At 37.1% G+C, this 12,500-nt stretch carries 8 protein-coding genes; 5 read left to right on the forward strand and 3 right to left on the reverse strand.

Going from position 1 to position 12,500, the window contains the following annotated elements; genetic code table 11:
- Positions 1–653: 653 nt before the first annotated feature.
- The 3 genes from QRN68_RS19790 (at position 654) to QRN68_RS19800 (ending at position 6,545) form a co-directional block, all read left to right on the forward strand.
- Complete coding sequence (locus QRN68_RS19790; RefSeq protein WP_285398629.1) at positions 654–2,402, forward strand: methyl-accepting chemotaxis protein; 1,749 nt, start codon at positions 654–656, stop codon at positions 2,400–2,402.
- A gap of 295 nt (positions 2,403–2,697) precedes the next feature.
- Positions 2,698–5,865 (forward strand): non-ribosomal peptide synthetase family protein, encoded by a 3,168-nt coding sequence (locus QRN68_RS19795; RefSeq protein ID WP_285398630.1) that lies wholly within the window; start codon positions 2,698–2,700, stop codon positions 5,863–5,865.
- A complete protein-coding gene (locus QRN68_RS19800; protein WP_285398631.1) occupies positions 5,865–6,545 on the forward strand; it encodes a 4'-phosphopantetheinyl transferase family protein in 681 nt (226 codons plus the stop codon). Before QRN68_RS19795 ends, QRN68_RS19800 begins: the two co-directional genes overlap by 1 nt.
- 59 nt (positions 6,546–6,604) lie before the next feature.
- Here the strand turns inward: QRN68_RS19800 and QRN68_RS19805 are convergent, their stop codons facing one another.
- Positions 6,605–8,935: an SEL1-like repeat protein gene (locus tag QRN68_RS19805; RefSeq protein WP_285398632.1), complete on the reverse strand. Its 2,331-nt coding sequence runs from the start codon at positions 8,933–8,935 to the stop codon at positions 6,605–6,607.
- A 104-nt stretch (positions 8,936–9,039) separates the two neighbouring features.
- Between QRN68_RS19805 and QRN68_RS19810 the strand changes: the two genes are divergently transcribed.
- Positions 9,040–9,498, forward strand: coding sequence for a hypothetical protein (locus QRN68_RS19810; RefSeq protein WP_285398633.1), 459 nt, complete (start codon positions 9,040–9,042; stop codon positions 9,496–9,498).
- A 7-nt stretch (positions 9,499–9,505) separates the two neighbouring features.
- Here the strand turns inward: QRN68_RS19810 and groL are convergent, their stop codons facing one another.
- Positions 9,506–11,137, reverse strand: coding sequence for a chaperonin GroEL (gene groL / locus QRN68_RS19815; RefSeq protein WP_285398635.1), 1,632 nt, complete (start codon positions 11,135–11,137; stop codon positions 9,506–9,508).
- A gap of 121 nt (positions 11,138–11,258) precedes the next feature.
- Positions 11,259–11,543 carry a co-chaperone GroES gene (gene groES / locus QRN68_RS19820; RefSeq protein ID WP_049667833.1) on the reverse strand — a complete coding sequence of 95 codons (285 nt, stop codon included), beginning with the start codon at positions 11,541–11,543 and terminating at the stop codon, positions 11,259–11,261.
- Positions 11,544–11,716: 173 nt separating this feature from the next.
- On the opposite strand from groES, the gene QRN68_RS19825 reads away from it, so the two are divergent.
- Positions 11,717–12,481 (forward strand): CPBP family intramembrane glutamic endopeptidase, encoded by a 765-nt coding sequence (locus QRN68_RS19825; protein WP_285398638.1) that lies wholly within the window; start codon positions 11,717–11,719, stop codon positions 12,479–12,481.
- Positions 12,482–12,500 lie beyond the last annotated feature (19 nt).

Here is a 12,500-nt window from a genome sequence, read left to right on the forward strand (position 1 = left end):
CTCCGATGCCATATCCGTCACAACCATATCCTTCGCGCCCTCCGATGCCATATCCAGGCGGGCAATTTCCTAGTTTCCCTGGCTTAAACCCACCAGGAATGTCAGATATGTCACCTGGTATTTTTGGTAATCAAAGCTAAATAACTGCAACAAAAAGGCTATCCACAAGTTCAAATACGAACTAGTGGATAGCCTTTTTATCTATTACACGAAGGGATTTACCCTTCCCCAATAAAATAAAGCTCTGAATTTTTCACCTATATTTTAATCATTTGAAATCAACTTAGATAACGACTCTAAATTACTTTATATTAATATAAAGATATTTTATTGTATAAATATCCACAAAAATAGGAATTTTACAGACTAAAAAACTATTTTTTTAGTTTTAATCCCGAAGATTTAAAGTCGAAATAGTAAGTTCATTGGGTTGTGAACCGTATTTTTTGGCAGTATAGTTGTTTATTGTTAGGGGATGAATGGCTTAATTTACATTCATAATTTTTTGTAAAAAGGAACATGAACTTCCATGATTAATTACATCTGAACTACCAACTGTAACGTTCTCATCTAGTTACATTCGACTATCATACCCGCTATTGTTCCTTTTTTTACCTCAAATATGTTTTGTATATAATTTTAGGAGGAAGAGCATGAAGATAAGCAAGAAACAGCATATGTCCATCAGTAAGAAATTAACGGTCATAATCTTAAGTATCTTATTACTATTTGGATTAGTCACTTTAGGTCTTTCCTATTATATAGTGAGAGAAAGCAATTTTAAAGATATGGATCAATCCCTGTATGAAAAAGGAATGATTCTATCAAAGACTATAGATTTAAAGACATTGCAATCTGTACTGCAGGAACCTAATGCTAGTAACCCAGATGTCCTTCGTTTGACAGAAGAAATGGACGCTATAAACAATAAATCAGATCTTATTACGAATCTTTTTCTCGTTACAGTAGATGGAGAAAAAATAAATGCACCGGTTCTTTCATCTAGCGTACTTAATGTAGGAGCTGAATATAACCAGGATATGATAGAAATGGGTCTATCTTCAGATTTTCTTACAAAGATCAAAGAAGTGTTTGAAACAAAGGAAGCTACAGCTACTGATGTATATAGCGATGAATTTGGTAGCTATAAAACAGGACTTACACCTATTGTAGATGAAGATGGCTCTATCTTGGCTGCTTATGCAATGGACTATGATGTATCAAAGGTAACCGCTAAGGCTATGTCAGAAGTATTATGGACTCTTGTAGTTACAGTTATTTTCTTAATTGGTTCTTCCATTGCGGTTTACTCGCTTTTAAATAGAAAATTGAAACCTCTTCAGCAACTATCCATACAATCTAGAAAGGTAGCGGAAGGTAATTTAGAGCTTGAACCTTTACCTGTATCATCAACAGATGAAGTTGGCCTACTAACGGAAAACTTTAATTTCATGATTGAGAATTTAAGAACCGTTATTAAAAGTGCGACAAATGTTTCTACACACGTTTCAAACTCCGCAAATGTTTTATCGACCAATATGCAGGAAACAACAGATTCTTACAATAGCGTAGCTTCAGCCATGCAAGAGATTGCTGGGGGAGCTGATTTACAAGTACAAAAGGCAAAAGAAAGCGCCATTACAATTGAAGAAATGAGCATTGGCATTCAACGACTTGCCATGACATCAAATCAAATTTCAGAATCCTCTATCCTTACTTCAGAAGAAGCTGAAAAAGGCAATGAATCTACTAATAAATCTGTTGCCCAAATGAATGCCATTAGTAAAGCTGTCAATCAATCAGCGGCATCTGTAAAAATGCTTGGTGAGCATTCAGGTAAAATTGAAGAAATCGTTGGTATTATTACAGGTATCGCTTCCCAAACGAATTTACTAGCATTGAATGCAGCAATTGAAGCTGCTCGCGCTGGAGAAGCTGGAAGTGGCTTCGCTGTTGTAGCAGATGAAGTTCGCAAGCTTGCTGAGCAATCAGAGGCGTCAGCTCGTGAAATTTCCACGCTTATCTCCCATATCCAACATGATACGAATGACTCTGTAAATGTTATGAGACTAGCTGTGGAAGAAGTGGACAATGGTTTAATAATGATTAATGATTCCGAAAAGTCGTTTAGTCAAATTTTAACTTCCATTCATCATGTAACTGGACAAATTCAAGAACTATCTGCAACGATTGAAGAAATGGCTGCGGGTATGGAGGAAGTAACTTCTGCCGTTAAGGATATGGAAAATTTCTCTGAAACTTCGAGAGATAATACAAGAGCAGTAGCCGAAACGTCTGCATCTCAACTTAACACTGTGCATAGAGTCTCCGAAGAAGCTAAAGTGTTGAATGACTTATCCAGTGAATTGTTAAATGTTGTGAATACATTTGAAGTGAAATAAAGTGAAACTTCATTCAGAGGGAGTTTCTTGATCCCTTTGAATGTTAGTAAACCAATCGGGCATTTACTGGCAATTGAATGCCATTTAATCATTTGGTTTACCTTTGCTTACTGCCAGTTATATCCGAGATAAAAATGAAAGGAGCTGTCCTATAAGTAGAATTAAGTCATTTTGTTCTTGGTCATGCTGCTACTTACTTGTAGGTTTTGAGCAGTTTATGAAATTGACTATTAAATTCTGCTTATCGAGAGTCTTATAAGACAGCTCTCCTTTCTAAAAATAGGAGTTGTTATAATTGAATATAAAACAAGAACTAGATTTAATTACACCACTTTCTAAAACGAAACTACCGGAACAACAAATGCTCCCATCTGATCGTACACAACTGTTAAATGAGGAGGATTTGTTAGTATACCAGGCATTAAATCGAACAAATGCGCATTATGAAAAGAACAAAACAATACCTGAAGTATTTTATCAAGCAGCGAATCAGTTTGCTGACCGCATCGCATTATCATTTAATGGCGGCATGATGACATATCGTCAGCTAAATGAACAATCTAATCAAATTGCTCATCTGTTAATTGCCAATGGTTTACAAAAAGGCGATTATGTAGCGATTGTCATGGAACGAAGTAAAGAAACAGTAGTTGCTTTACTTGGCGTTTTAAAAGCAGGAGGTATATACGTCCCTATTGATCCTAGCTATCCGAAAGAACGTTGTCATTTCCTTTTGAATGATACAGGTGCCTCATTCATATTTACAAAAGATGAATATACTCAACTGATCAATGAATTAATGCATAATGATTCCCTATCTCGAACCGTTTTTCCAATGAATCAGATGGAGAGAAGCTTTCCAATAGAAAATATTCACATCGACCTCCATCCAACCGATTTAGCCTATATTATTTATACATCAGGGTCGACAGGCCAACCAAAGGGCGTCATGCTCAAGCATGAAGCTGTTATTAACTTGATTACAGATAATCAAAGAATCTACCAAGCAACGAAAACCGACGTTTTTTCTCAATTTATCTCCTACAGTTTTGACCCATCTGTTACGGAAACATTTACAGCTTTCTTTTCAGGTGCAAGATTACATCTGTTAACAAGCATCGAACGTATATCCATTGAGGCATTCGCTGATATGATTGAACGGGAACAAATAACGACTGCTACCGTGCCAAATGCATTTTTTACACAGCTTGCTACACACCTCCCTCTAGAATACCTTGGAAAATTATCTTCACTTAACTATTTGTCAGTTGGCGGAGAAGCTCTTATGCCTACTGTCGTACAAAGGTGGCAAGAAAAATTCGGTACAACAACTGAGATTATTAATGTTTATGGACCGACTGAGTGTACCGTGCTGTCCTCCTATTACAGGGTAAAAGATGAACTAAAAGGCAATCAGGCAAGTATTCCTATAGGTAAGCCAATTGCTAATTATGAGATGTATATTATGAATAAGGATGGTCAGCTTTGTCCTATTAATGAAATAGGAGAATTATGTATTGCAGGTGCTGGCCTAGCTGCAGGCTACTTAAATCAACCAGAAAAAACCGCCGAAGCATTTATCCCCCATTTGTTTAAGTCAAATGAACGGATGTATCGAACAGGTGATTTAGTTCGACTATTGCCAAGTGGCGTTATTGAATTTGTCGGGCGTAAAGATTCCCAAATCAAAGTAAGGGGTTTTCGTATTGAGCTTGGGGAGATTGAAACGGTATTAAGCAAACATCCTAACATTCAAGAAACCATTATTCTTGCGAAGAAAATGACAGATGGCAATAATAGCTTATCTGCCTACTACACTGTATCGGGAGGTAGTCAGGTAGAGCAAGCATCTATTAGAGATTATTTGGCACGCAATCTACCTGATTATATGGTTCCTGAACGTTTCTTTGAATTACAAGACATGCCATTGTCTCCAACAGGCAAAATTGATCGTAAACAATTAGCTACAATGGAGCTAACTCCATCTCTCGACAGTCCATATGATGCTCCCGAAAACGACATCCAACAATTGTTAGCAAATGCTTGGGAGTATGTACTTGGTATTGAGCGTGTAGGAATTCATGATAATTTCTTTCACATTGGTGGACATTCTCTAAAAGTGCTTGAAATTCTTGTACAAGTGAAAAAGCATGTTCCATTTTTAAAAATTCAAGATTTCTTCCAGCATCAAACTATTGCAGAGCTTGACCATTATATTAGTAACTATCGACCTGAGGTGCATGATCATCAAGAGCGGACAACTAATTTAATTTCGAAGGAACTAATGGAGCCTAATGCCCTACCAGTCTCTCAAGCGGTAAAACCTTTACCTATGAATACGGTTTTGTTAACAGGGGCCACTGGCTATTTAGGAAGTCATGTATTATATGAGCTATTAATGAAAACAAATGCACATATCTACTGTCTAATTCGACCAAGTGCACATACATCACTTAAAGAAAAGCTAATGGATAGTATGCTATTTTATTTCGAAAAGGATATCGATGTCCTTATGGAAAATCGAGTAACAGTTATTCAAGGCGATTTGGGAAAACATGCACTTAATTTATCCGTGAAGGATGAGCAGGCAATTGTTGCAGAAATTGATGCAATTATTCACTGCGGAGCAGATGTAAGGCATTTCGGCGCAGCAGATCATTTTAATGATGTAAACGTTGAAGGCACTAAATATTTGCTTGAACTCGCAAAACAGAAACAAGGTGTCCATTTCCACTATGTATCAACAATGGGGATTCCAGAGGAGCTTGCCGCACATCAATGGGGGCCCAATGAAGCACAAGGCAACTTTAATTATGATAGTAAACTCGAGAATGTTTATACGCAAAGTAAGCTAAAGGCTGAAAATCTTGTTCGAAATGCTATAAATGATCAGATACCAATTTCAATCTATCGTGTTGGAAATTTAACCTGCCATTCCGACACAGGGAAATTCCAACGCAATATAGACGATAATGCTTTTTACCGAATGATTAAATCTATGCTTTACTTAGGTAAAACACCAACTGCTAATTGGCATGTTGATTTTACACCGATCAATTATGCAAGCCAAGCATTAGTTGCTCTAGCTTGTCAGCCAACATCAAACGGACATATATTCCACCTATGTAATCCTGTTCCTCTACCTTATCTAGAGTTTATCAAGATAATGAAGGAACTTGACTATGACTTAGACATTGTCACTGCACAGGAGTATACGGACTGGCTATTAAATGGCGAGCATTCTGAAGAAGTTCAAGAATATTTATCTTTAGCAATTGCACAGCTTGAAGGTGATGGAGCAAGTGATTCACCGTTTTTATTTAATAGCAATAAAACACAGGAATTTTTAGCGAGTTCTACTATTACATGCGCAGTACCTAATGCAGCGTTCATTCAAAATATGATTGATTATGGCGTTGAAATAGGCTATTTTCCTGAGCCTAAGGCAGTCGCAGTTCGATAATGCCAAAATTTAATGGCGTACATGTATTTGCACTTCCAATGGGTTCACAATTAGAAAAATCCGAATGGGATATGTTTTTCATTCATCTTCCATATAATGATCAGCAAAGGATATTAAAATACATCCATTGGCAGGATCGGCAAAGAGCATTGCTTGGAAATGTTCTTATTAGATGGTCAATCCAACACTTAACCGATGCTCGGCATATCCAAATTACTCGAAATGAGCATGGACGCCCCTATGTTATAGAAAACGATAGTTGGACAGGCGATTTTAATCTTGCTCATTCTGGAGAGTGGATCGTTATAGCACTAACGAATGAAGGTCGTGTAGGGATTGATGTTGAAAAAATAAAGCATGTGACTGAAGATGCCATGCAATATGCAATGTCACAGGCTGAGTTGACAACAATACGTCAACAATCCGAACTAAAACAATTACATTTATTTTATGAATTTTGGACAATGAAGGAAGCCCTCTATAAAACAAGTCTATTGCCAAACACCGCTCCACATTTGCTGAATACAATTGAAATAAAAGACAAGTATCAAGACATTCAGACACAAGTAATGTATATCGATCAATTACATCCTGTGTCCATTTGTTGGAACAGTGAGGAATCACATGTGAATTTCACTATATTGAACATGCAGCAGCTTATAGTGCATTTACAATCATAGAAAAAATAGTAGTACAACCTGAGTTTCGGTTTGTACTACTATTTTTTAATTACTTCGTTTTATTCAGGCAGTTGAAGTTTCCCACTGCTATATAAATTTCGTAAACAATTTTGTGCGTCAACATCACCTTGATGTGATGCGAGGCGATACCATTTAGCTGCCATTTCATAATTTTGCTGTACACCATATCCATTTTCATAAAAACCGCCTAAATTAAATTGTGCTACTACATTTTCCTGATGTGCAGCAAGGCGATACCACCTTACCGCTTCTTTATAATCTTGTTTAACACCTAGCCCATGATTATAAAAATAACCAATACTACATTGTGCATTACTGTGTCCTTGATCAGCAGCTACAATATACCATTTAAGAGCCAATTCGTAGTTTTGCTCTACACCTTCACCGTTCTCATATAACTTTCCAATATTATGGTGCGCATAAACATAACCTTGTATTGCAGATTTTTTATACCAATACATTGCCTTTTGATAATCTACTTGTCCATCCAATCCTATATCAAACGCATATGCTAAACAAAACTGACCTCTTTCATTACCAGCTTCAGCCGCCAAAAGATACCATTTCATTGCTTCATGATAGTTCTGTTCAACACCTAGTCCATCTTCATATAAGTCAGCAATATCAAGCCTTGCGAAATTATTACCTTGTAACGCCGCTTGACGAAACCAAGATAAAGCTTTTTTATAGTTTACTGGCTCTCCTACACCATTTTTTAGCATGTAGCCAAGACTGTACTGTGCCTCATCATTCCCTTGCATGGCTGCTCTTTTATACCATTTTGAGGCTTTCTCAAAGTTTCTTGAAACACCTTTGCCATAATAATATAATTCCCCAAGACGGAATTGTGATTTAGCATAATTATTTTTAGCTGCTTTTTTATACCATTTTTTTGCACTTTCATAATTTTGCTCAAAGCCAAATCCTTCTTCATAGATAAAGCCAATCATATGCTGAGCATCTGATACACCCGCTTTAGCTGCACGTTTAAACCAGCGCATAGCTCGATTATAATTGACTTTTACACTTTCTCCATTAAAATACATGGTACCAACTTTATGAGCAGCAACCGTATTTCCTTGTTTAGCTGCCATCAAATATAAGGTAAACGCTTCTTTTAAATTACGTTGAACTCCTACTCCTTCATAAAAAAGATTACCTAATGCGCAAACGGCATTTAAGTCACCAGCTTTCGATGCTAAGCGGAACCATTTCATCGCTTTCGTTACATCATTATTTAAATCTGTTTCAGAGCAATAAAATTTCCCTAGCTCATATAGTGCCTGAGCATCATGTTCCTCTATCGCTATTTTATACATACCTAATAGCCATCGATAATCTTCTTCTGGAAGCATCTGCATTTCATCCTCAGTACAGTCAACTGTGATAGTTGCTTCTACAATATCTAAAAAATCAGCAACTACAGCAGACATACTAATTGATGGAACAGTAGATAAATTATCAATTAAATCAGCAAGTAACCTCGTCTTCAAAGGTAACTCTTCAAAGGAATATAGTTGTGTCCCATTTTTTAGGTGATTGAGTATTCTCTTCATTGCTTCAAGATCATTTTTTGTGCTTATCTCATTGTTTAATATGCTTACTATTTCTTCAAATTCAAAAGCTACTTTCGAGTGAGAATACCATTCTTTATGTAATAATTGTAGACGTATTTTATTAGAAAAAACGATATCTTCCTTATCTCTAGCTAATATCGTTAGTAAAACGTCGTCTGCTTTAGAAAGTCGTTCTGCAAGATATAATTCTTTCAATGCTGGTAAAGCTCTCACATCTCCACCTTCATCAGCAAGCATATACAGTGCCTGAGCTCTTTCATATGCTCCTTGCTTCTCCAAGTGTTGTGCAAGCTTATATTCAGCGTTTGCATGACGCCACAGTGTTGCGTATTCATACCATTTAGCCGCTCTTTCTTCATTACCTAGCTTCGCTTCGTACTCGCCAAGTTCATATTGAGCCTCAGCATTATCATATAGTGTAGCTTCAATATAATTCTCTACTAAGTATTCAATTTCCTCAGCAAAAAATCGGTTATCTTTTTCTACTTTAGTTGCTTCTGCTTCCCTAAACCATTTCAACACTATATTTAAATCATCTTGAATTATTGGCAGTATATCCTCGTCAATCGGAAAAATCTCTATCAATTGCCGAATTTTCAACTCTATATCCATCGACAATGTTTCTACTATTATCTCTTCCTCCATCAGTTCATGGATACAGTTGAATTCCTCTATATCGATATTCAAATTCTGTACATGACTCTGCACCAGTTCATATAAACAATTGCGCATGTCTAAAAAATGTTCTTCGTGCTCTAATCTTTCTAATATTTTTAAGTCCATAAGCATCATACATAACCTCCTTGAAAGACAATCATCTGAATAGTATATATCATATTTTACTTTATATTAATGAATTATCAAAAAATACCTTAAAAAGTAATATATAGGGTCATTTGCTATCTTTATCAGCGATTGCTAGGGGTTTATCAGCGATTTCCCTACTTTTATCAGCGGTTGTCAGGGGTTTATCAGCGATTTCCATACTTTTATCAGCGGTTGTTGGGGGTTTATCAGCGGTTTCGTTACTTTTATCAGCGATTGTCGGGGGTTTATCAGCGATTTCTATACTTTTATCAGCGGTTGTCGGGGGGTTATCAGCGATTTCTATACTTTTATCTGCGATTGTCAGGGGTTTATCAGCGATTTCTATACTTTTATCTGCGATTGTCAGGGGTTATCAGCGATTTCCATACTTTTATCAGCGATTTCGTTACTTTTATCAGCGATTGCCGGAGTTTATCCGCGGTTTCGATACTTTTATCAGCGGTTGTCCTTGTTCTAACAGCGTTTCATTGAAAAAACCACTTCTCAAAATGAGAAGTGGTTTGTTATATGGCTTTCTAATGGAATAGCTGTAAATTACATCATTCCTGGCATGCCGCCCATACCAGACATATCTGGCATTGCTGATGCTGGTTCTGGGATGTCTGCTACAACTGCTTCTGTTGTTAAGAATAGAGCTGCGACAGATGCTGCGTTTTGTAGCGCTGAGCGAGTTACTTTCGCTGGGTCTACTACGCCCGCTTCCATCATGTTTACCCATTCGCCTGTTGCAGCGTTGAAGCCTACACCGATTTCTTCGCGTTTTAGGCGATCTACGATGATTGAGCCTTCAAGACCAGCGTTGTTAGCGATTTGACGAACTGGCTCTTCTAAAGCACGTAGCACAATTTTCACACCAGTTGCTACGTCGCCTTCTTCTACATCCGCAACTTTTTCAACTGCTGCATATACGTTAAGAAGTGCAGTACCACCACCTGATACAATACCTTCTTCAACTGCTGCACGAGTTGAGTTAAGAGCGTCTTCAATGCGAAGTTTGCGTTCTTTTAGTTCTGTTTCTGTTGCAGCACCAACTTTGATTACTGCTACACCACCTGCTAATTTTGCAAGGCGTTCTTGTAATTTTTCTTTATCGAATTCTGAAGTTGTTTCAGCAAGCTGAGCACGGATTTGACCAATGCGACCTTCGATTGCATCTGCACCGCCAACACCTTCTACGATTGTTGTATTGTCTTTTGTCACAACCACTTTCGCAGCGCGACCAAGTGATGTAATATCAGCTGATTTAAGATCTAAGCCTAATTCCTCTGTAATTACTTGACCACCTGTTAAAATTGCGATATCTTCTAGCATTGCTTTACGACGGTCACCAAATCCTGGAGCTTTAACTGCTACAGCATTGAATGTACCACGAAGTTTGTTCACTACAAGTGTTGCAAGAGCTTCACCTTCAACATCTTCAGCGATGATTAACAGTGGACGACCTTGTTGTACCACTTGCTCTAATAAAGGTAATACTTCTTGGATGTTTGTAATTTTTTTATCTGTAATTAAAATGTATGGATTGTCTAGTACCGCTTCCATTTTATCTGTATCTGTTACCATGTAGTGTGATGCATAACCACGGTCGAATTGCATACCTTCAACTACATCTAGCTCAGTTGTGAAGCCTTTAGATTCTTCAATTGTGATAACACCATCGTTACCTACACGTTCCATTGCTTCTGCAATTAATTGACCTACTTCATCATCAGCAGCAGAGATTGCCGCAACTTGTGCGATTTCTTCTTTATTGCTTACTGGGCGAGAAATAGCGTGTAATTCTGTAAGTGCTGCTGCAACTGCTTTGTCGATCCCTTTACGAATTCCTACAGGGTTTGCACCAGCTGTTACGTTTTTCAAGCCTTCACGAATAATTGCTTGCGCTAACACTGTTGCAGTTGTTGTACCGTCACCAGCAATTTCGTTTGTTTTAGAAGCAACTTCTGCGACTAATTTTGCACCCATGTTTTCGAATGGGTTTTCTAGTTCGATTTCTTTTGCAATTGTTACACCATCATTTGTAATAAGTGGTGAACCGAATTTTTTTTCTAAAACTACATTACGACCTTTAGGCCCTAAAGTAATCTTTACCGCGTTTGCTAATTTATCTACACCTTGTAGCATTAATGAACGAGCGTCTTCTGAGAATTTAATATCTTTTGCCATTTGAATTTACCCTCCTGAAATGGAATATTCGTTAAGCTTTATAAATATATTTTTATATCAATTTCGCCACAGTGTCATGACAAACACTGAAGGCATTAACCTTTATGCAAGCTGATTTAAGTTATTCGATAATTGCAAGAATATCGCTTTCGCGTAAAATTAGGTATTCATTACCTTCATATTTAACTTCTGTACCAGAGTATTTTGAGAAAATAATGCGGTCGTCAACTTTAACGTCAAGCTCTACACGTTGTCCGTTCTCTAATATACGACCCGTCCCAACTGCTACAACTTTACCTTCTTGCGGTTTTTCTTTTGCAGAGTCTGGCAGTACAATACCGAATGCAGATTTTTCTTCTACCTCGATTAGTTCGATTACAATACGATCTCCTAGTGGTCTTAACAAGTGAAACAACCTCCTATTAATAAAATATATGTTGATACTTTATTAGCACTCTATCTAGTCGAGTGCTAACACAATTATTATGATAATCAATCACACTTTCTTTTGCAAGTCAGAACTACGAAAAATTTTGTTTTCTTTCCATATTCCTCTACAATAGAGAGGTAGCATAATGAATGGAAAGGATTTTGACGTTGACTACTTCTCAAAAAATAGATAAACATAAAAAAACAGCCCTTTATGTTTTACTAATTTATATTCTCATGCAGATATCAGGCAAATGGCTGTTAAGACCGTTTCACAAGCTTGTTATGAGCATAACCGGTTTACCCCATGAGCAAGCCGCTCCGCTTACGCAAGGCTGGTATATCGCACTTAGCTTTGCTATTGCATTAATTTTATGTTTGATCCTAACATCACGCGATAAAGCGTTTTGGGATATTTATAAAGGAAAGAAAGAAACTATACCACTCACAATTGTGTGGGGAATTATTGGTTTCTTCTTAGTTTTCTTTGGTCAAATGATTGGCGCGTCTATAGAAATGTATGTCTTCGGTATCCAAGGTGGGTCAGAAAACACAGCTGATATTGTAACTATTGCGAAAGGCGCTCCTATTGCAATACTAGCAATTGTCGTGTTTGGACCAATTTTAGAAGAGTTTGTCTTCCGTCGTGTTATTTTTGGATCGCTTGTCCAAACAACTAATTTTTGGGTAGCCGCAATCGTAAGTGCCATTTTCTTCGGACTTATTCATTTCGACTTCTCACATATTTTACTTTATACAATTTGTGGATTGATTTTTGCCTTCTTATATCACAAAACAAAACGCATTTGGACGTCCATTATCGCCCATATTATGCTTAATGGTTTTGTGACACTTGTACAAGTGTATGCAGAACCAATCCAAAAGTTGCTTGAAGAACTAGAAAAAATGCAATAAAAATCAGTGGGAAACAAGT

Origin of the sequence: Lysinibacillus sp. fls2-241-R2A-57 (assembly GCF_030209535.1) — a bacterium.
Taxonomy (GTDB): Bacteria; Bacillota; Bacilli; order Bacillales_A; family Planococcaceae; genus Lysinibacillus.

Bases quoted from the DNA above. Each gene is read 5' to 3' on its own strand.
- QRN68_RS19790 (WP_285398629.1), top strand. From the start codon at position 654: ATGAAGATAAGCAAGAAACAGCATATGTCCATCAGTAAGAAATTAACG.
- QRN68_RS19800 (WP_285398631.1), top strand. From the start codon at position 5,865: ATGCCAAAATTTAATGGCGTACATGTATTTGCACTTCCAATGGGTTCA.
- QRN68_RS19805 (WP_285398632.1), bottom strand. From the start codon at position 8,935: ATGATGCTTATGGACTTAAAAATATTAGAAAGATTAGAGCACGAAGAA.
- groL (WP_285398635.1), bottom strand. From the start codon at position 11,137: ATGGCAAAAGATATTAAATTCTCAGAAGACGCTCGTTCATTAATGCTA.
- QRN68_RS19825 (WP_285398638.1), top strand. From the start codon at position 11,717: ATGGAAAGGATTTTGACGTTGACTACTTCTCAAAAAATAGATAAACAT.